The 20693-nt window shown below is 41.1% G+C and carries 17 protein-coding genes, 2 tRNA genes and 1 pseudogene; 13 read left to right on the plus strand and 7 right to left on the minus strand.

Annotated elements, in window-relative coordinates; translation table 11 throughout:
- Positions 1–68: 68 nt before the first annotated feature.
- Positions 69–141: transfer RNA gene (locus tag ACM5QX_RS17040), tRNA-Glu, on the minus strand.
- Positions 142–622: 481 nt separating this feature from the next.
- Positions 623–1480 (minus strand): lysophospholipase, encoded by an 858-nt coding sequence (locus ACM5QX_RS17045; RefSeq protein ID WP_414754595.1) that lies wholly within the window; start codon positions 1478–1480, stop codon positions 623–625.
- A 216-nt stretch (positions 1481–1696) separates the two neighbouring features.
- Between ACM5QX_RS17045 and ACM5QX_RS17050 the strand changes: the two genes are divergently transcribed.
- The gene (locus ACM5QX_RS17050; RefSeq protein WP_414754596.1) at positions 1697–2641 is read left to right on the plus strand and encodes a lysophospholipid acyltransferase family protein; all 945 of its coding nucleotides are present in this window, start codon (positions 1697–1699) and stop codon (positions 2639–2641) included.
- 136 nt (positions 2642–2777) lie between these two features.
- On the opposite strand, the gene ACM5QX_RS17055 is transcribed toward ACM5QX_RS17050, so the two are convergent.
- A complete protein-coding gene (locus ACM5QX_RS17055; RefSeq protein WP_414754597.1) occupies positions 2778–4316 on the minus strand; it encodes a hypothetical protein in 1539 nt (512 codons plus the stop codon).
- A 267-nt stretch (positions 4317–4583) separates the two neighbouring features.
- Here ACM5QX_RS17055 and ACM5QX_RS17060 point away from each other — a divergent pair, with 267 nt between their 5' ends.
- Positions 4584–7769 (plus strand): alpha-mannosidase, encoded by a 3186-nt coding sequence (locus ACM5QX_RS17060; protein ID WP_414754598.1) that lies wholly within the window; start codon positions 4584–4586, stop codon positions 7767–7769.
- Between the two features lie 87 nt (positions 7770–7856).
- On the opposite strand, the gene psbN is transcribed toward ACM5QX_RS17060, so the two are convergent.
- Positions 7857–7988, minus strand: a complete 132-nt coding sequence (psbN, locus tag ACM5QX_RS17065) for a photosystem II reaction center protein PsbN (protein WP_010995021.1) — start codon at positions 7986–7988, stop codon at positions 7857–7859.
- Positions 7989–8073: 85 nt separating this feature from the next.
- On the opposite strand from psbN, the gene psbH reads away from it, so the two are divergent.
- The 3 genes from psbH to pth all read left to right on the plus strand — a co-directional run bounded on the left by psbH (position 8074) and on the right by pth (position 9690).
- A complete protein-coding gene (gene psbH, locus ACM5QX_RS17070) occupies positions 8074–8262 on the plus strand; it encodes a photosystem II reaction center phosphoprotein PsbH (RefSeq protein ID WP_010995020.1) in 189 nt (62 codons plus the stop codon).
- Between the two features lie 477 nt (positions 8263–8739).
- On the plus strand, positions 8740–9012 hold the full coding sequence (locus tag ACM5QX_RS17075) for a TatA/E family twin arginine-targeting protein translocase (RefSeq protein ID WP_011321124.1): 273 nt from the start codon (positions 8740–8742) through the stop codon (positions 9010–9012).
- Between the two features lie 36 nt (positions 9013–9048).
- Positions 9049–9690: an aminoacyl-tRNA hydrolase gene (gene pth, locus ACM5QX_RS17080; RefSeq protein ID WP_414754599.1), complete on the plus strand. Its 642-nt coding sequence runs from the start codon at positions 9049–9051 to the stop codon at positions 9688–9690.
- A 244-nt stretch (positions 9691–9934) separates the two neighbouring features.
- Here pth and rpsU read toward each other — a convergent pair whose 3' ends face one another.
- Positions 9935–10111: a 30S ribosomal protein S21 gene (rpsU, locus tag ACM5QX_RS17085; protein WP_011321122.1), complete on the minus strand. Its 177-nt coding sequence runs from the start codon at positions 10109–10111 to the stop codon at positions 9935–9937.
- 835 nt (positions 10112–10946) lie between these two features.
- Here rpsU and ACM5QX_RS17090 point away from each other — a divergent pair.
- The 3 genes from ACM5QX_RS17090 to ACM5QX_RS17100 all read left to right on the plus strand — a co-directional run bounded on the left by ACM5QX_RS17090 (position 10947) and on the right by ACM5QX_RS17100 (position 13487).
- Positions 10947–11867, plus strand: coding sequence for a histone deacetylase (locus ACM5QX_RS17090; protein ID WP_414754601.1), 921 nt, complete (start codon positions 10947–10949; stop codon positions 11865–11867).
- A 251-nt stretch (positions 11868–12118) separates the two neighbouring features.
- A complete protein-coding gene (locus tag ACM5QX_RS17095; RefSeq protein ID WP_414754602.1) occupies positions 12119–12712 on the plus strand; it encodes a gamma-glutamylcyclotransferase in 594 nt (197 codons plus the stop codon).
- 301 nt (positions 12713–13013) lie between these two features.
- Complete coding sequence (locus ACM5QX_RS17100) at positions 13014–13487, plus strand: hypothetical protein (protein WP_414754603.1); 474 nt, start codon at positions 13014–13016, stop codon at positions 13485–13487.
- Positions 13488–13637: 150 nt separating this feature from the next.
- On the opposite strand, the gene ACM5QX_RS17105 is transcribed toward ACM5QX_RS17100, so the two are convergent.
- Positions 13638–15224, minus strand: a complete 1587-nt coding sequence (locus ACM5QX_RS17105; RefSeq protein ID WP_414754604.1) for an iron uptake porin — start codon at positions 15222–15224, stop codon at positions 13638–13640.
- A 381-nt stretch (positions 15225–15605) separates the two neighbouring features.
- On the opposite strand from ACM5QX_RS17105, the gene ACM5QX_RS17110 reads away from it, so the two are divergent.
- Both ACM5QX_RS17110 and ACM5QX_RS17115 read left to right on the plus strand, forming a co-directional pair.
- Positions 15606–16625, plus strand: a complete 1020-nt coding sequence (locus tag ACM5QX_RS17110) for a metal ABC transporter substrate-binding protein (RefSeq protein WP_414754633.1) — start codon at positions 15606–15608, stop codon at positions 16623–16625.
- Positions 16626–16784: 159 nt separating this feature from the next.
- A complete protein-coding gene (locus tag ACM5QX_RS17115; protein WP_011321113.1) occupies positions 16785–17558 on the plus strand; it encodes a metal ABC transporter ATP-binding protein in 774 nt (257 codons plus the stop codon).
- Between the two features lie 57 nt (positions 17559–17615).
- Here the strand turns inward: ACM5QX_RS17115 and ACM5QX_RS17120 are convergent, their stop codons facing one another.
- A complete protein-coding gene (locus tag ACM5QX_RS17120; RefSeq protein WP_414754606.1) occupies positions 17616–17978 on the minus strand; it encodes an ArsR/SmtB family transcription factor in 363 nt (120 codons plus the stop codon).
- A gap of 225 nt (positions 17979–18203) precedes the next feature.
- Between ACM5QX_RS17120 and ACM5QX_RS17125 the strand changes: the two genes are divergently transcribed.
- From ACM5QX_RS17125 to ACM5QX_RS17135, 3 genes and pseudogenes are all read left to right on the plus strand, one after another.
- Positions 18204–19088: a metal ABC transporter permease gene (locus ACM5QX_RS17125; RefSeq protein ID WP_414754607.1), complete on the plus strand. Its 885-nt coding sequence runs from the start codon at positions 18204–18206 to the stop codon at positions 19086–19088.
- Between the two features lie 75 nt (positions 19089–19163).
- Positions 19164–19236 (plus strand) — tRNA-Phe (locus ACM5QX_RS17130).
- A gap of 391 nt (positions 19237–19627) precedes the next feature.
- Positions 19628–20005: pseudogene (locus ACM5QX_RS17135) on the plus strand (DUF2808 domain-containing protein); the annotation flags it as partial.
- Between the last annotated feature and the right edge of the window lie 688 nt (positions 20006–20693).

The following is a 20693-nucleotide window of genomic DNA, read 5'->3' on the forward strand; positions in this document are numbered from 1 at the left end:
AATGATCCTGAAGGGGTTTAGGCTAGTATAGGTCTTTAAACTTAGAAAGTTTAAATTTAATTTTTTAGTACCCCCAGGGGAATTCGAATCCCCGTTACCTCCGTGAAAGGGAGGTGTCCTAGGCCTCTAGACGATGGGGGCATCAACCTCAGACCTTTTATAAATTAACGGATTTTTCAGGTGATGTCAATAGGTCGAGGAAAAAAAATTTTGGGATTGGGGAAAGAACAATTCCAAATACTCTTCTCTTGTTGGAGGCGCTACACGAACGGGAAGCGCAAGCGCCACAAAATGCAAAATTAAGGGGATTTCCAAGATTAGGAAACACCAAAAAATAAGTTATCCAAAATTGATGGTGTGGTAGGGCGCGTCAACAAGAGGAAAAGGGGCAGGGGGCAGGGAGCAAGGGGGAAAACCGAGACGGAGCTTGTACTCCGCCCCGGTCAAGCGCCCTAGAAGGGCAGGGCTTGTACCCCGAAGTTCTGATCGCCGGAAGCCGGCGCTCAGACTTCTCTTCATGTTCCGCTCCACGCAGAGGGGAAGGGTTTGCTCCCCCTGCTCCCTGCTCCCTTCCCCCCTGCCTCTTCCGGTCAGTATAAATAATTTTTGATCTAGAAGTACTTTAGGGAAGAATTTGTGGCAAATGATTTTCTAGCCAGTTTTCTAGGTCAATTAGGACTTGTTGGTAGTTGAGGTCTGCTTGTAGGTCATGATAGGCTTCTGGGTATTCGATACGTAACTTATCTGAACAACCTACGTATTTGTAAAAAATTGCTCCGCCTTCGGGTGAGGCGATGCGATCGCTGCTACCGTGAAGAATCAGCAGTGGGATTTGCCAGTCAGGTGCATGAGCATGAATCCAGGCGACGGTGGCAAAGTATTCTGTGGCTAAACGGGCGCTACCAAGGTTATGGCGTAGGGTGTCTTGGGTATAAGCGGCTAAAACTTTCTCGTCTCGTGAACCTGCACTCAGGTCAAGTCCAGTGGTTAAGGAGAAGCGCGGCCATATTTGCGAAAGCAATTTACCTACAAGTAAGCGGAATTTCGACACGCCGACTTTGCCTATGGCTGGTGCTAGGGCGATTGCACCTTGTAATTTTGCGGCTTCTTGGGGACAGCGTAAAATATAGTCGCAGACAACTACTGCACCTAAACTATGCCCTAGTAAGAAAATTGGGGATTGGGGCTGCTGGGTCTGGATTAGCTTTAAGAAAGCACTCAAATCTCCACGAAAATCAGCCCAGGCGTTGATGTGACCACGTTGTCCAGACGATCGCCCATGACCGCGTAAATCTAAGCCATAAACGGCATATTCTTTGGCTGTTAGATGGTTGACGATATTGCTATATTTATCGCTGTGTCCTCCCAGTCCATGCACAATCACCAAGATGGCTTTTGCTGTGCCTTGTGGATACCAATTCTGATAATAAAGCTCAAGTCCATCGACACTTTTAAATACGCCTTCGTTGTGGTAGACCATGAATTAATTTTAAATACCCTACGGGAAGCTAAAGCTACAAAATTCGTCTTGGAAAGTTGGGCGGGACGGAAACCGACACCGCCCACTTTCCGCAAAATTCAAAATTAAGAAATGCAAGCTAAACAAACATTTTCTTTACTTGCTCTATACAATTTAAATAATTATTAGCTGATCAAACGTTTTTTTCACAAATCTGCTCAGTCAGGCTTAAATAAAGTGAAATCCAACGACCAGCCAGAAACTATTACGCGAACAGAAGTCTTACCATCCCTAACGACTGCAACTATTAAGCGGGTGCGGGAAGGGGTGGCGGCAGCAGGCGATCGCGCGGTGCGTGAGATAATTGCTAAAACTCTGGCTGGATTGGAAGCTAGGCATGAAGGGCAGATGGAACCGAGAGTCAATGGGGGGATACGTCGTTTTGTATTGCGATCGCTCATTCATGCTATCTTTCGGGTACGCGTCGAAAATCTGGAAAATATTCCCCAAACATCGGCTATTATCGCAGCTAATCATCTGCACCATCTCGACCCTCTGCTGCTGCTAGCAGAAATACCCACCCAACCCCACTACTATATTGTGGGCGATGCTCGTACCCTCTATAACAAATGGTGGAAGCGTTTTATTTTGGGTTTCGCTGGAGGGGTGATTCCCTTAGCCAGGATATGGAAAGAAGAAATCGCCGTCATTCAAGCAGCTAAAGCAGGAAGACAAGACCTGACAGAATTAGCCCAAGCTATTGAGGAAACTGTACCCACTGGGGGAGATATACCTACACTGCGACAGATAGACCGCATTGTTTTAGGAATTTTAGCCCAAGGGGACGGGATGATTCTTTTTCCTGAAGGACGACTGGGAAATGTGGAGGGTCAGTTACATCTCCCCCTAAAACGAGGGACTGTGATTTACGCCTTAAGGGCTGGCGTACCCATAGTACCAATAGCTTTAATCGGTACTCATGACCTGTATTGGGGCAAAGAATTAACTGTTCGGGTTGGTGAACCTTTGTATTTTGACCAAACTAACAGACCAAACCGCCAAGAAGTAGATGTAGCGTTACATAAGTTGCAAGAAGCAATGCAGGATTTGTTACCCACAGATTATCAGGAACCAACAGGCTCAAAACTACTGCGACATTTTCTTAACCATATGCTGTGGTGAAAGAGTATATCTTGTGCGTGTGAACCTAATTAAGTTTGTGGGGATTGGTAATCGGTCATTGGTAATAGCTAATAGCAAAAATTAACAACCCATTACCCATTACCAAAAAATCATAACCTCACTAACTAATTAAGTTTTATTTACCCCGCAACAGACCTTGCAAAAAGTAAAAAATATTTGTCAATATTTGTTCTATCCAGAGAATAGCGCGATCTAACCATTCCAGAATATATTCTAGGAGGTGCTTTTCATAGCCTAATACGGTCGCTGTCGTTTCTATCCAGTCTGGTTGGGCTTCTGCTTGGTTTGCGTCGGGATAAGGTTGCTGTTGCGAGAGATAGGCTGGGATTTGTTTTGTAGAGGAAATTTTTTTCGACGTGTGTTTTTTCTTTGGTAACAAACTAGAGGTTGATTTTTGCTGTGGTGTAGGCTGTTTTTTCTGTCCAGATAAACCAACCGATTTATGAAGAGGAAGACTAGATTTGATTCTTGATGATTGCATAATCTTTGCTGTAAGATTTTCAGCATCATCATACAAATCAGTCCAATCTAACCAAGGGTCGTTTGTGAAATACTCATGCGGTGACTGATAACTATCAAGTAATTTTTGCTCAAAAAAGCTAGACTCTAATACTTTATATTTAGGTACACCAAAGAAGTAATTTAGGGCTGCTTCAATTAAAGCCGAAATATTTTGTTTTTGGGTAACTGTATTCTCAAGATTAGCTACTATTTCTTTTCTGGAGTTTAGCTGTTCTTTGCCATAAAGAAAGATGTTGACTTGGGTTTGGGCAACTCGCATTATTTCTAGACTGCGTTGCTGTGTCGGGACTATCGCAGTTTGTTCTAGTTTAGCGATCGCTGCATCTAGTAGAGCTACCATTTTACCTGTGTTCGGGACTATTTTGGTAATTCCCTCAGCAATTACAGGCGTTTTGCTCACATTTTCGCCTGTCAACTTTGCTAATATCCGATTAATTTCTGGTAGTAAATGGGCTTGCTGTTGCGCTTCAGTTAATTGCCAAGAATGCCAATATTCAGCTACTTCACTGAGAATTCTGTCTGTTAATTTGGCTTGTTGTTGCGGTGTCAAAATATCGAGAATCTGGTTCTTAGTGCTGACTAGTACCAACTGACGATTAACTACATCTGAGGCTACTCCTCTAACCATCGGTAGATGGCGTTGGAGTATGTTTTCTGTGGGAGAGGGATTAACGTTTGCTAACTTTGCGTCTGAAATAGTTAAGGATTGTGAAAGTTTAGGCTTGTTTGGGCGATGGGTAAGAAATTTCCCTTGCAATAACTCCAGAATATTGGCAAATCTGGATGTGCTGGAAGCCGTGATATCGGTTTCTTCTGGTGATAAATATTGGACAGACTCTAATACGCGCTGAATAGGTCTATCAGTAGCTAGGGGAGTTGGGGAAAATAAGTCAGTATCATGAGGCTGTAACCTGTTCCGCAATTCTGGTTCTTTGGTGTATAACTTTTTCACCGATGAATCAGATGACTGCAAAAACATAAACACAGGATAAAGTAGTGCTGATACACCCCACTTAGTCGCAACTTGTAAATTCCGCAGGGTACTTCCCCAATTTTCCGTCAACCGCCGAGATTGCTGGTTGACAAAGTTAAATAATCTGCTTTGATAACGACCAGAAGAACCAGATGACATGGTAGTAACTAATTAGTGTGAGCCTTGTTAATTTTTGAGACTCCCGCCAAACAATATAAATGTATTCAAAATTTAGAATACAGGATTCAGCACAGACATAATAAGCGCCAGAGATGGAAAAGCAAAAAATTCTCAGCTTTACTTTTCTCGTCAAGGATAAAGTAGGAAAATCTAGCCTGCCAACAGTTTTACACAACTTTATTCCCAATTCTGACTTCTGACTACTATCTCAATAATTCTTGTAAGTGCTTTGATTTTAGCGAATATATGACCCCTACCGAATCTCAGTATCAGACAGATTTAATCTCAGACGCAATTGAGAAATTACGCAGTTGTTGTCAAGTTAATGTTCAATCTACTTGGTTATACCAGGACTCGAACACAGAAATTACTGGCGTTGCTACATCTAGTGTATCTAATTGGCAACCTGTAGAGTTAGACACTAAGGGTAACATTGCTTGGACTGGTGGGCAGCAAGTACTTTGGCTAGAACAGAAATTCGTAGTTCCCCAAAATTTACATGATTATCCTTTGGTGGGGTTGTCTTTGCGGCTGTCTCTACTTTGGTGGGCGGACTCTGCCAGAATCTATGTGAATGGAAAATTAGTGCTAGAAGGAGATTTATTTGATTGTTCCCCTAGAGTTTTACTCAGTCGGGAAGTATCATCAGGACAAGAATTTGTAGTGGCTTTGCGGCTGGTGAGTCCTGGTCATTGTGATGGTGCTTTAGTGCGATCGCTCCTTGTCTACGAGTCTACGGATTATAATTATCCTGACCCTGGTTTTATTGCCGATGAGTTAGCAATATTACAACTTTATTTAGAAAAGTTCGCCCCAGAAAAGTTAAATATCCTCACACAAGTAATCCCAGAAATTCATCCCTCCAACCCAGAATCTCTAATTACCTTCCGCCAAAACCTGATAAATCATCTCTCTATCACTGACCCAAAATTTAACATCTATTTATTAGGTCACGCTCATTTAGATTTAGCATGGCTATGGCCAGTCAGTGAAACTTGGAATGCAGCCCAAAACACTTTTGCATCAGTCCTCAAACTACAACAAGATTTTCCCGAATTAATCTTCTGTCATTCCACCCCAGCCCTGTATGCTTGGATTGAAGAACATCGTCCAGATTTATTTACAGCGATTCAACAAGCTGTAGCTGCCAAAAAATGGGAAATTATCGGCGGTTTTTGGGTAGAACCTGACCTCAATTTAATCGCTGGCGAATCCATAGTCCGTCAGTTACTATACGGTCAACGCTATTTCCAAGAAAAATTCGACAAACTGACGACTGTGGTTTGGGTTCCCGACACCTTTGGTTTTTGTGCAACCCTACCGCAATTTTTGGCGAATGCAGGTATTGAGTATTTCGTGACGCAAAAATTACGATGGAACGACACTACTAAATTTGATTATGGCGCTTTTTGGTGGCGATCGCCTGACGGTAGTCAAGTATTAAGTGTTATGTCTGCAACCATAGGCGAAGGCATTGACCCCATCAAAATGGCAGCCTATTCTCTAGAATGGCAAACCCAAACCTGCTTAACTCAATCTTTATGGCTTCCTGGTGTTGGCGACCACGGCGGCGGCCCCACCCGTGATATGTTAGAAACCGCCCAACGCTGGCAAACTTCACCATTTTTCCCAGACTTAGAATTTATCACCGCCGAAAAGTATCTCCAGCAAGTTCAGTCAAGAGTCAATAGTCAAGAGTCAATAGTCAATAGTCAAGAGTCAACGGTCAATAGTCAACGGTCAACATTTCCTATATGGAATGATGAACTATATCTAGAATTTCATCGTGGCTGTTACACTACCCATGCAGACCAAAAACGCTGGAATCGGCATTCTGAAAATTTACTATATCAAGCCGAACTATTTGCTACCTTGGCCGCTTTTATCTGTGGCGTGACATATCCCAAATCCGACATCGAAACAGCTTGGAAGCAAGTATTATTTAACCAATTCCACGATATTTTACCTGGTTCTTCCATTACCCAAGTATATACAGATGCCTTGCCCGAATGGCAGCAAGTCGAACAAACGGGAACCAAAATATTAAAAGAATCATTACAGGCGATCGCATCTCACTTTACCTTACCAGAGCCACCAAAAACCGATAGTTTACCCATTTTCGTTTTCAATTCTCTCAACTGGCAGCGCTCTGAGGTAGTATCAATTACCTTACCCCCACCACCACCTAACCAACAATGGCAAGTCTACGATACTACTGGCAAACAAATCATTTCCCAATTAACTGAACCATCAACCATACTATTCCTCGCCGAAGATATTCCCTCTGTAGGCTATCGCCTCTTTTGGCTTTCCCCCACATCTCCCACATCTCCCACATCTCCCACATCCCTAGACTATATTCTCGAAAATGAATACCTGCGCGTTATCGTAGATCCTGATACTGGAGATTTATCAAGCATCTATGACAAAACTCATCAACGAGAAGTATTGTCTGGTGCGGGTAATCAACTACAAGCTTTTAAAGACAGTGGTCAATATTGGGATGCTTGGAATATCGACCCCAATTATAGTCAGCATCCCCTACCAGCAACTAACCTCAAATCTATCCAGTGGTTAGAACAAGGAACTGTACAGAATTGTCTCCGCGTAGTGCGTCAATTGGGTAAGTCGGAATTTTGCCAAGACTATATCTTGCAAGTTGGTTCACCACTATTAAAAATCGCTTCTAGAGTAAATTGGCAAGAAAAACACGTTGTAGTAAAAGCTGCTTTTCCTCTCAACGTTACAGCCGACTTTGCCACCTACGAAATTCCCTGCGGTGCAATTCGTCGCCCGACTCAACCCCAAACCCCACAGGATAAAGCAAAATGGGAAGTCCCAGCTTTACGTTGGGCTGATTTAACAGCAGAAACAGATGACTGTCTTTACGGTGTTAGTTTACTGAATGATTGTAAATATGGTTACGACAGTCAACCCCAGCTATTAAGGCTAACCTTACTCCGTAGCCCTACCTGGCCTGACCCAGAAGCCGATACAGGCATACACGAATTTACTTATACTGTGTATCCTCACGCTGATAGCTGGGAATCAGCCCACACAGTACAAAAGGGATATGAATTAAACATTCCCCTGCAAGTAATATTAAACCCAACTCAACACTCCCAACTCAACACTCCCAACTCAACAGCAAACACTAGAGACAGAGCAAGTTTTTTAAATTTACCAGCCGAGAATTTGGTCTTGATGGCTGTCAAACCATCGGAAGACGACCAGCAGCAATTAATTCTGCGCTTTTATGAATCTCACGGTGTGACTACAGAATTATCTTTGCAGAGCGATTTAAAGTTAACCTTGGGTATTCCAGTAGATTTACTGGAACGCCCCATTAGCCAATTCTCATCTCAGCAACAAATCTCCACAATTGAACCTTGGAAAATTGCGACTTTTAAAGTTTTAGAGGTCAGAGGCTAGAGATGGGGTAATAGGAAGGAAACGAGAGATTTGAGGAGTGAGCGTCACTATTACCTCATTCCTTACTCCCAATTTCCCACACCTTGTTTAGTCTTCATGATCTTCAAAAGGGTCGGACAATTCTCTGCTAGGAGGGCCAAAAGCGGTGTAAATCCCATACCCAGTAACAGCGACGAGAGCAGCACCGACAGAAATGATAAGAACTATTGCGGGTTCCATAAGTGAGTTATAGATGATGAATGTTATTCTTATAGAATATTACAGAAGATTAAAAAAAGCTTTGGCAACTAATCTTAGGTGAACTATGGCACAACGCACTAGGTTGGGAGATATCCTGCGACCTTTAAATTCTGAGTATGGTAAAGTGGCTCCAGGCTGGGGAACTACCCCTGTAATGGGTGTTTTTATGGCCCTGTTTCTTGTGTTTCTGCTAATTATTTTGCAACTCTACAACAAATCAATCTTGATTCAAGATGTCAGAGTTGGCTGGTAGCTATCAACACACAATAACCAAGCTAACTAATTAGTTAGTCTACACCCGGCCTATCCGGGTTTTTTTGTGGGTTTAGGGGTTTAGGGGTTTAGGGGTGTAAAAAATTGATTTTGAATTTTGAATTTTGTAGCTTTAGCTTCCCGTAGGGTATTTTGAATTTTTGAGTTCTATTTGTGGTTGGTATACCGAAAACGTTACTCTTGAATAGAAATAATGATAACTTTTTGAATATAGTCTCTAGGACTTACGCATGAAAACGAAAAATCGGGGGTTTGGACAGGGGTATAAGGGTATAAATGTTTAAAACCCCTACACCCCTATACCCCTACACCCTTACACCCAGTCTCAACAGACAACTTAGTTGCGTAAATCCTAGTCTATAAAAAAGGGTGGTCAGGAGTAGGGTGAAAAATTCTACCTAGTCCCCAATACCCAATCACCAGTCCCCAAGCCCAAACACTTAACAGGAGAACCCGCGTGAATATATTTGGTATTGGTTTACCGGAAATGGGTCTAATTATGGTAGTGGCGCTACTCATCTTTGGCCCAAAAAAATTGCCAGAAATTGGTCGGAGTTTGGGAAAAGCAATTCGCGGTTTTCAAGAGGCCTCTAATGAGTTTCAGAGCGAGTTCAAGCGCGAAGCTGAACAATTGGAACAGGCTGTAAAGACGACTGCTGAACTTGAACCCAAGCAAATTGAATCGGTGAAATCTGAGCAAGATAGTGCTGGTTCTTCCCCCGTTATCTAAGGAAGTGCAGCAAGCGGTTGATTGTAAACAAGATAGATGACAGAACCTGTAACGCAACCTGCTTTGGTGATTCCCCAGCTAATTGTTGGCTTGGGGAATCCAGAGCCTAAATATGACCAAACTCGCCATAATATTGGCTTTGCAGCTGTGGATGCTCTTGCTCGTGCTTGGAATATTTCCTTGGCTGAAAATCGCAAATTTCAGGGTCAATACGGTGAAGGTACTGCCCCTGGAGGTGTAAAAATTCGCTTGCTTAAGCCACTAACTTATATGAATCGTTCAGGACAAGCGATACAAGCAGTAACAAGCTGGTATAAATTGTCAGGTGAGTCTGTGTTGGTGATTTATGATGATCTAGACTTGCCTTTGGGTAAGACTCGTCTGCGCTTGTCTGGGTCGGCTGGGGGACATAATGGCATGAAGAGTGCGATCGCTCATCTTAGCACGCAAAATTTCCCCCGCTTACGTATTGGTATAGGTAAGCCGAAAAATGCCGTGAATGGCGATAACTCAGAAACTGTTTCTCATGTGTTAGGAAAATTTTCTGCCAGCGAGACTCAACTCATGTCCCTTGTCTTGCAGTTCGTAGTTGAATGCGTAGAATTGAGTCTCAAACAAGGCGTAGAAAAGGCGATGAATCGCTGCAATAGTTATACTGTCGAGGCTCCTAAATCTTAAAGCAATCGCCAGTTTTTAGGTGTTGAACATTGGTTGGTGGTTAACGACTATGGCTTGTCCAATCCAACCAAAGTCACACCTTATATAAGACTTATTTATCATTCAGATGAGCTACTCACAGCCCACATTGGAGTGCAGCACATCTTACTTTTTGATTGTCACAATAGTGGCAACTTACTGTTATTTGTTCTTGGTTCATTTTCTCAACCAACATCGCCTATCCAAACCAACAAAAGAGGTTTATTTAAAAACGGCGCTTGCGTCTCGCTGCCACTGCTTTGCGTTTGCGTCTTTCTAACGGTGTTTCAAAGTGCCGATGATACTTAACATCGGCTAATATACCAGCCTTAGAAACTTGACGTTTGAACCGACGTAGTGCTGAATCTATGCCTTCATTTTCTCCTAAAACCACTTGGGTCATGGGTTTCCCTCACTGATGAATAGTCTCCATTGTAATAGTAGCCTCAAACTTGCCCAAACTTATTGAGACGAAAACCAGAATAGTAATTTATTTAATTGAGTATGGTTATGGGGAGTTGTTCAGCATAGGATAAGCTACTGCCTAAACCTCATCAATTTGATGATTGTGGTTCCGTTTCCAAGTTAAGAATCAAATAACATAAAATTGTCAAAGTTCCTTGACCCCGTTGCTTGTATAAAATTTAATCGGCATTACTCATAATGCCGGGCATAGTCTCATATTACCTATTGACCTCATAAGTTCCTGGGATTTTTGACTACTCCGGTGTCTTATTTTGAGTCTCAAGAAAGTAGGTTCATGAGTCCCAGGATAGTGCGTACTTATCGTATAAGCATTTAAGGTGGTGTGTAGGCGATCGCGTGTAATTCATCTTTACGACCAACAAATAATCTGGGGTCTTCTATCATCCCCGCAGCCACAAAGGGATTAGTAGGCAGTGAACCAGAGGTCATGTAACAATTTTGTTGTTATTTCAGGGATTTTGGTGCAAGTACCCAAAACAATAACATCATACTTAGAATAATTTTGTGATCTCTTGCTTTCGAGGTGGTCTAATACCAATTCGCAATTCGCAATGGAGTTAGTGGGGTGCGTCAGTATGAATAATTTCTTGGTGTAGCTAGGTTTTCTCGCACTGACGCACCCTACACTTGGGATATTTTTTTATCTGGAAGTCCCTAAGCAGTTCAAAAGATAGGGAGTGAGAAGTAAAGCAATCCCCAGTCCTTAACAGACGATACAATGGCATTCAGTATCATGCTGTCCATCTCCTGCCATGTTTCCAGTCATATATTCTGATGAGTTTCTAGATCACAAAACTGGCAAATATCACCCAGAAAGTCCAGAACGTTTGACAGCAATTGTTAATGCAATAAAACAAGCAGCGTTTGCGGAAAAAATTACCTGGGTTGAACCTACACCAGCCCTAGAAAACTCATCTGTAATGCCGCTTTTGGTTAAGGTTCATAGCCCAGGTTATGTGAATAAGGTCAGGGAGATCGCTACTACTGGCGGCGGTTATTTGGATGGCGATACACCAGTCTCACCTCGTAGTTATGATGTGGCTTTATTAGCGGTGAGTGCTTGGTTAAACGGGATGGATGCTGTGTTAGAGTCGGCAAATCCCGCCTTTGTGCTGGCGCGTCCACCAGGACACCATGCAGAAGGCGATGCAGGGATGGGATTTTGTCTATTTTCTAATGCAGCGATCGCCGCTTATTATGCCTTAGAACAGCCAGGAATTAACCGTGTCGCTATTATCGATTGGGATGTACATCATGGTAATGGTACACAGGCGATCGTGGAAGTTAATCCCCAAATTGCTTACTGTTCCCTCCATCAGTACCCCTGTTATCCTGGGACAGGTAGAGCCACAGAAAAGGGTTTCCATAATAATGTGTTAAATCTGCCCGTACCACCTGGTAGTGATCTGGCTGTATATCAGCCATTATGGGAGAAAAAGATAATCCCGTTTTTATCGGAGTTTCAACCAGATTTACTGATTGTTAGCGCTGGTTATGATGGTAATGCTGACGATCCTCTAGCTAGCGTCAATTTACAACCACAAGACTATGGCTTATTCTCTAATTATTGTTTAGGAATAACCCGTAAAATTTTATTTGGCTTAGAAGGTGGCTATGATTTGCCTACGCTTTCTCAGTCCGTTTTAGCAACAATTGCTAGTTGTTTAGCTTGATATATTATCAACAATTGCTCTTTGCGTCTCTGTCTTAAAAAGTTCTGATGCTTGTGGCAAGCAGCAAAGCGTCTATTGCGTGATAGAAATCATCACGCATTTATACAGCGCCGAAAATATTTTAATGCAGGACGTAAGGAAAACGACTCTTCAGCCTACATCTTAAACTACGGTTTATCTATCGAGATTTAGTTGAATACTGAAGATGAATGTAGTATAACTCTGATAGTACCATATACTTCCAGGGATCAATGAGCCATCAAAGTACGCGCCCACACCATACTTGGGTGCAATCTCATCATCCTGCACAGTTAGAGATGAAATCGCCGCCTCACAAAGAGCCGATGTTTTATTATTTTGCTTATGGCAGTTGTATGTGTCCGGTGGATTTGAAGCGATCGCTTGGTGAGAACACGCACCCTTATATTATCGGCCCTGGAGTATTGAAAGGTTATCGTTTGGGATTTTATCTCTATTTACCAAGCCGTAAATGTGGCGTTTTAGATATAGTTAAAGACCCCAAAGCCAGTGTTAAAGGCGTACTTTACCAATTACCTTTACGCCTAAGTGAATACTTAGATCAACGTGAAGGTGTATCCCAAAACCTCTATCGTCATGAATCAGTAGAGATTCACAGCCACAGTCGAGTGTATCAAGATGTTCGCACATACGTAGTGGTGAATAAATTAGAGGAAGAAGTTGCACCTAATGACTGGTACTTCAATGTTGTTCTTAGGGGTGCAGTTACCTGCGGATTACCGGAAGAATATTGCTGGCATTTATTCAATCATATGCACAAGTTACAGCAGCGCCATCAAGAACAGAAATTTAGGCGATCGGCATGAAGAGTAATAATAAGACGAAATACTAAAATTGATCATGTTATTGATGGTGTTTATTTTTATTAGTAATACTTTGAGCAATTTAGTAAAGAATAAAAAGAACATTATTAAGAGTTTTATGTCTATTATTATGACGATTTAATGTCTAATTAACTGCCTTTATTTACATACATAAAATTATCTAGATAACATATATTTGTTATTAGTTCATCTTTAAGTTAAACATCTCTCAATTCAATTCTTGTAAAGAGTATATCCAAATATCTAACAAATCAAGCTCAACCTCTAAAAACATAGGATTTATATGAAATTATTTTCTGGCGTTACTGGCTTGATATTGAAAGCTAGTGTAGCTCTAACAGGTTTTATTGCTTGCTTAAGCTTTGCATCAACTCCAGCATCAGCCCAAGCAATAATAGAAGACCCAATCTCCGACTTCAGTTCTGGAGAGCCTGCTGTCTTTGCAGGTGCAGCAGTGTATCTTACTCCTGGTGCTTATCTATCAACTATTGCAGCTGAGGCGGTCGCACCGAAAGGAACTTATTTTGCAGGATTCAACGGTGCGTATACAGTTACAGCATTTTCGTATATAGATCCTATTACTCATGCAGCATATCCAGCCCTAACACTACATACTGGTGGACTAGCTAAACTTCCATACGATGTAGGCGGGTCTATTAGGGGTGCTGTAGTGGACAGACTCAGATACGGCAATCTCACATTAGATGAATTTACATCACTGGTTAGGGCTGCTGTTGGTAATGATGGTTTGGAATAGGGTTGGGAATTGGGGATTGGGGACTGGGGACTGGGGATTGGGGACTGAGTGCAGAGGGTAAAAGAAAATTATTACCAATTACCCATTTTTGATTTCCCATAAAAAAGACGCAAAGAATTACTTTGCGTCTTTTTGGTGAGTTTAGAGAAATTAGAAACTAAATGTGGTTCTCAACGCACCAATAACAACATCATCATTATTGTCATTGTGGTCTGGTGATGTTAACCAGATAATGCCTGGTGTGATGGTGATATTGTCACTGACTTTGTATTGATAAAATGCTTCCACATGATAGGAAGTATCTCTATCTCTATCTAGTCCAGCAACGCTAGAACTTGTGACTTTTGGTTCCATCCCAGCAATGATACCGGCTAAGTTACCTTTTTTCCCAAGGTCGGGGAAACCAAGAGTAACAGCATAGTTCCAAATATCAACATCTCCACGATCGCCTGTCAAGATGCGGCTATTGGTGTAACCAGCCCATCCACCCAAGACTAATTTTTCACTGAGACCGATGGAAGCTTGGAGACCGTAGGAATTGCTGGAGAATCTTTCGTCTAAACCTTGGAAGGTGGTTGCAGCGTTACTACCAGTGGCTAGAGGTTGCCGATAAGAATTGATATATGTTAAGCCAACACTGGTGCGAGCGCTTGGTCTAACTGTCAGTTGCGCTAATGCACCATAAGCGCCATCAAATAAACCGTTTTGGGGTGATGGGTTATTTGCTGTACCGCTCAAATAACCCAAGCTCAAGGCTAATTTATCACTAAACTGGTGAGTGACACCAAGACCAGTACCACCTATCTGCCCATAAATCGGGTTACGTGTACCAAAGGTAGTTAAAGCACCAAAAGCACCATCTCCATCAAATATGTTTACGGTACTGGTGAGGTCGTCTGCTGCGCCGCCAACAGCAATTAGCTTGGCTTGGGTGTTCTTGCCTAAGGGAAAGCCATACCACAAAGTACCAATAGCAGCGTTAGTACTAGGTGCAGCACTAGCGAAGAATAGGTTACCTTCTGGAGTATTAATGTCGGGGCTAGTAATGTTGTTAGCTTCAATTCTGGTGAACAAGGTATCTTGCCCAGTGAAGCTGGAGACAAGTTCTAATCGCGCCCGTACTCCCAGAGTAGTATTTGTATCGACGATATCTGCATTATTGACGCGATCGCCTGATAAGACATCGCTGATAACTGATACTACTTGTCCTTGCAGCTTTGTTGTAGTTGAGAATTGATTGGCTTCTAATTCCGAGGTACGTGCTTCTAAAGCATCAACTCGACCTCTTAATGTTGCTAGTTCCGCAGAAAACTCTTCTTGTAGCTTTTGTAGTGTAGCTAAGTCTTCTTTTGTGACTAACTCCGCCGTGGCAGTAGCGATGAGTTCATTGACTCGATCTAAACAAGCGTTCAAGCCTGCGGCAAATTCATATCTGGTGAGGGCGCGATTACCACGGTATGTCCCGTTGGGATACCCTGCAATACAACCATAACGTTCTACCAGTGATTGCAATGCTTGGAAAGCCCAGTCTGTAGGTTGTACGTCGGAAAACTGAGAAACTGAGGTAACTTGTGACATTACCTCTTGTTGAGTAGCTAGGTCTGCATTAGCTATTTTTGAGGTTTCATTTATTTCTGTTGTGGCAGGGGTTTCTCCTGCAAAGGCCGCAGCGCCAGAAAATAGCATTGTGCTGCAAATTACTGGATTAACCAGCCAATACTTCCATATTTTCTGCATTTTTCTCCTCACACTTTACTCACACACATCTTCTTCTTGGCAATAGATATACCAAGTTCATTTGAAATAATATTTACTTCAAAAGTATTCCCAAGATATTAGCAGCACTTAGCAATTTTTGTCACATTAAAAGTCAAGAATTCGTAATTCATCCATTTTATGTAAAGAGAACATCTCTCAACCAGTACATTCGGTGGAGTGAGAGATATGTAACACAACACCCGCAAAACACTCCTATGATTGCTGGCAATAAATTTATTGTCTTCAGTATATGAGAATGAGAATTATTATAATATAGCAATGTACAATAAGTATCATTGTCAAAATCTATGTTGATTGTGGCAACAACCGCGTCAGCATCCTTATGAAGGGGAAAATACCGTGATTTGGACTCACATCAGAAGTAAAGTAGGTAGACAGCAAAATGGCATCATGTCCTTAATAGCCTTGCTAATGTTGTCCATGACGGTTGGTTGTGACCAATCGAATAGTAATCAGGGAACAACTGCCCAACAGTCGCCAACAGCAAAGGAGGCTGCCTCTATTCCGTCAGTGCAGCAGCCAAAAACTAAGGTAGTGGCAACGATTTTACCAACATATTTATTTACCAAAGCTGTAGCTGGAGAAGCCGCAGATGTATCACTTTTAATCCCACCTAACACGGAAGTACATGATTACCAAGCAACACCAAGTAATGTGAAAGCGATCGCCACAGCTAATGTTTTAGTCAAAAATGGGTTAGGTTTGGAAGAATTTCTCGACAATACGGTAAAAAATGCCCAAAATCCTCAATTAACCCAAATAGATGCTAGTAAAAACATCAAAGTTTTAAATGAAATTTCACCTGTTGTAGAAACAGGAACCAAAGACCACGATCATGACCATGAACATTCTGAAGGTAACCCCCATGTTTGGCTAGATCCAGTGTTAGCAAAACAGCAAGTAGAAAATATTCGAGATGGTTTAATTGCGGCTGATCCGGCAAATAAAGCGACCTATCAAGCTAATGCTGAGGCTTATATGCAAGAGTTAGACAATTTACATAACGAGTTTCAGAAAACTTTGCAGAAAACTCCTAATTGTACATTTATTACCTTCCATGATGCTTTTCCTTATTTGGCTCAACGCTATAATTTGCGGCAAGTTGCTGTAGTCCAAGTTCCTGAAGATCAACTTTCACCAACAGATGTACAAAAAACAGTTAACACAGTTAAAAAATATAAAGTAAAAGCTTTGTTCAGTGAACCAGGTGTAGACAACAAATTACTTACCAGTTTATCCAAAGATTTGAATTTAACTTTGCGTTCTCTCAACTCTTTAGAAAGTGGTGATACCAATCCCCAATATTACTTCCAAGCAATGAAAGATAATTTGCAAACTATAGAAACGGGTTGTAAGTAGAAATCATGACTTGGGTATATCAGAGTTATGTTATCGGTGGCAGGGAGTTGATCTGATGCTGAGTCTTCATCGCTTTTTTCCCGTCATCTACTCATGATAGTCACCCACAAACAACTATGAAAATCTCTTGACATCTCACATATTTCCCAGATAGGACTAATGAACTCGCCCATTTTAAAAGTAGAAAATTTGACAGTATATCAAGGTAATTATTTAGCGATTCGAGATGTTTCTTTTACTTTATTACCAGGAACAGATACAGCGATAGTCGGGCCTAACGGCGCTGGTAAAAGCACTTTGGTAAAAGCAATTTTAGATTTGATTCCCCGCAGCGTCGGTCAAATTGAAATCTTTGGTCGTCCCATAAATAGGTTAGGAAATTTACGCCATCTTTTAGGCTATATGCCACAAAATTTTATTTTTGACCGTAGCTTTCCCATTTCTGTGGAAGAATTGGTAGGACTAGGATGGGTTGGTGAAACTCGCCATCACAAATCTTCATTTTTCTCCAAGTTAAGGATTCAAAGCCGGGAAAAATCAGCAGCGATCGCCACAGCACTTAACAGAACTGATACTTACCATCTGCGAAATCAAGCTATCGGGACTCTTAGTGGTGGTCAACTAAAGCGGATTTTGCTGGCTTACTGTTTGGTCATACCTCGAAAAATCTTGGTTCTCGATGAAGCCTTTGCGGGAGTTGATATGCAGGGTGCAGCCGATTTTTATGCCATGCTGAACGAATTAAAGCAGCAGGAAGGTTGGACTGTTTTGCAAGTTTCCCATGATATTGATATGGTCAGCCGCCACTGCGATCGCGTACTTTGTCTTAACCAAACAGTTGTTTGTACTGGTCAGCCAGAAATAGCACTTTCACCCCAAAACTTATTAGCAACTTACGGGCCTGGTTTTAGTCGCTACGAACATCACCATTAGGAAAAATCACAATATCCAAGTAGACCAAACTCTTTTATTTATTTACTGAATTTAGAGTTAATCTTTTTCGTCTAAATGCTCCGCCACAGCCTGATAAAGCTCCAGAATATGATTATCATGTAGGCGATAAAATACATGACGACCTTGCTTACGGTAACTGACTAAACGCATGGCACGTAAATTTCTTAATTGATGAGAAACAGCAGATTCACTCATTTCTAGTAGTGTAGCTATATCACTCACACATAGTTCTTTTGTAGCTAGAAAAGAAAGAATTCGTAATCGATTAGCATCACCTAAAAAACTGAAAAAATCAGCCATGCGCTGTGATTTTTCAGTACTCAAGACTTCGTTTATTAGAGGTGTAACACTACTTACATTTATTTCTTCTACAGTACAATTTGTGTGAGTCTTAATCATGTGAATTTGTCAACTATAATGATTTAATTGAGGAATAGTTAAATTTGAGATAGATGTTTAAAACAATTTATTAACAAGAGTAGATTATAAATACAATTATATACTTTAATCACATTAAAAAGTTTAGAAATTCAGAGATACTTTGTAGTAATGTGTGGTGAAAGTACCCACTAGCTTGAATATGGATGCAATGAATTCTGATAATAAAAATAAACAACTGATTGTATGCTAACCACAACCTTCTACCTCCTGCCTCCTAACTCTTGCTGTCTAATCGGTGTGGCGAGTGTTGAAGATTTGGTGAGTTTGCTGCAATTCCCTTTTATGCAACGGGCGATCGCAGGTGCTGTTTTAATGGGAGTACTAGGGGGTTTACTGGGCAGTTTTGTCACCTTACGCCAGCTATCATTTTTTAGTCATGCCGTTGGTCACGCAGCCTTGGTAGGGGTAGTGTTGGGTGTGCTGTTACAAGTTAACCCTACTTCCATGCTACTGCCCTTTACTTTAGTTTTTGGTGTTGTCGTCCTTTATTTAATCGACCAGACAGATTTAGGTAGTGATAGCGTACTCAGTATAGTCCTCTCTGGTGCATTGGCGATCGGTGTTATTCTCACTAACTTAATTCAAGGATATCGCGGTAACTTAATAGGGGTCTTGTTTGGCGATATTCTGGCTATTGATAGCACAGACTTAATTTTGACATTTCTCGTACTGGTAACCAGTAGTGTATTTTTACTTTCAACCCTACGACAACAAATTTTATTGACCCTGAACTTAGATGTGGCAAAAGTTCAGGGTGTTCCTGTTCAACTGTACCGTTATGGGTTCGTAGTCCTACTTTCATTAGCAGTAGCTGTGGCCATTAAAGCTGTTGGTGTCCTGCTAGTAAACGCCTTTTTAGTGATTCCGGCTGCTACCGCTAAGTTGATGAGTCACCACTTTCAGCACTATCTTGTCATGTCAATGCTAGTTGGTGCTGCCAGTAGCATCATTGGCATTGTGCTATCAGGTGCTTTCAATCTCGCCTCTGGCCCTAGCATTGTTCTGATCCAGGTGTTCCTGTTTGTGGCTGTATTTATTTGGGTAAAGTTGTACTTCAAGGCAGCATAAATCTTTTTTACGAAAACTATTGCCAAATCGTTTTATGTTTGCTACATTGATTAATCGTGGTCAAGAAAAAAACAAGCCGGGATAGCTCAGTTGGTAGAGCAGAGGACTGAAAATCCTCGTGTCACGAGTTCAAGTCTCGTTCCTGGCATTCCTTTTAACCTTATACAGGCTCTTGCATAAAGCATAACTTATATAAAAGCCAAGTAGCTTTCCTGCTGCTGTGTGCCGTCGTGTGCTTTTTGGTGTACATATTTCGCTTACACCAATTTTTACACCCATCAAGAGATATTTTTGTACAGTGATTTTCATGCAAGTTATGCAAGATGTTATTGTTTATCGCTTAAGCAGCCACTAAAAGAAAGGGAGCTGTTACACTTCCCTACACTTCACCAGTTTGAAAACTCAATTACATCATCCCTAACAAGTCTATAAACTTGCCAAATTATTCTTAATATTAATTGCAAAGTTTTATCAGCAGAGAATTATAACGATTGTGGCCTGATGCTGATTAAAGAGTTGAGGGATATCCCACATACTATTTCATTGTAAAAGTACCAGCCACAACCGGGGAAGCCTTGCAAAAAGCGACTTTTACTCAAAGAATTTGTAGTGAGAATATTGAGTTTCAGGTAAATAAGGCGATCGCTTTTGTCGGTACTCACAACAGCAAAGGACAAAACTTAGGAGTAAAGCCGCTAATCAGGGACGCTCAAGCACAAATTATAACTGTCACCTTTGATTTTCTTATACCACCTGGGCAAATCGTGACAATTGGTCTGCGGCCTAATCGCAATCCTTCCTATGATGGGGTATATTTATTTGATGTAATAGCTTTTCCTTCTGGAAAGCAAACTGCTGGGCAGTGTCTCAGCGTTGGTCGGTTAAAGTTTTACACAGACACGACCACAAAAAGTTAATGTCATCAGGAGCATCTGACGTATTTGACACACCATTTGCTATTTTTGTGATTTAGGACAAGATTTACTCTTGTCCTTTATTTTTGGCAAATTTTTGTAGCCAAAATTACAGTTTTCCCTAGCAATATCACTAAATCTTAATATCCCCTTGTGTTTTTCCTTAATCTATGCAAATCTCATACTTATCTAATACGGTAAACTCATAGATTTAATGTACTATAGTGATATTAAATTGCTAAATAGATATTCATCTGAATCATGGGACTTGAGGTTGAACCACTTAGGAGACTTACATTTTACTTATGGCTGGTGAACCATCAAAGAATTTAGCAACTTGGAGTTCAGGTAATTTTAGTCAACAATGGAAAACTATTTTACCTCTAGTATCTTTGTAGGAACAATTTTCAACCACAAAGATAAGATATATCGTGTTTTAGATTAATAAAATATGTGGGAATAGCTGGCAATGCTAGTTTAAAATACCAAGTATTTACCTTGAGAATATGGCAGACAATGAGCAATATTACCTAAAAAAATTACTAATAATAACTAATATTATTCGCTATTTAAAATAGATGAAAAAGGATGTAGCATAGGGTTTATGCAAAATATTTATCTTGTCGAAGAGCATTTTCAATCTCTATTTACAAACATATTATTTCAGCTATTAACATTAATAAAATATTAA

The organism is Anabaena sp. CCY 9910 (assembly GCF_963920875.1).
GTDB classification, from domain to species: domain Bacteria; phylum Cyanobacteriota; class Cyanobacteriia; order Cyanobacteriales; family Nostocaceae; genus Trichormus; species Trichormus variabilis.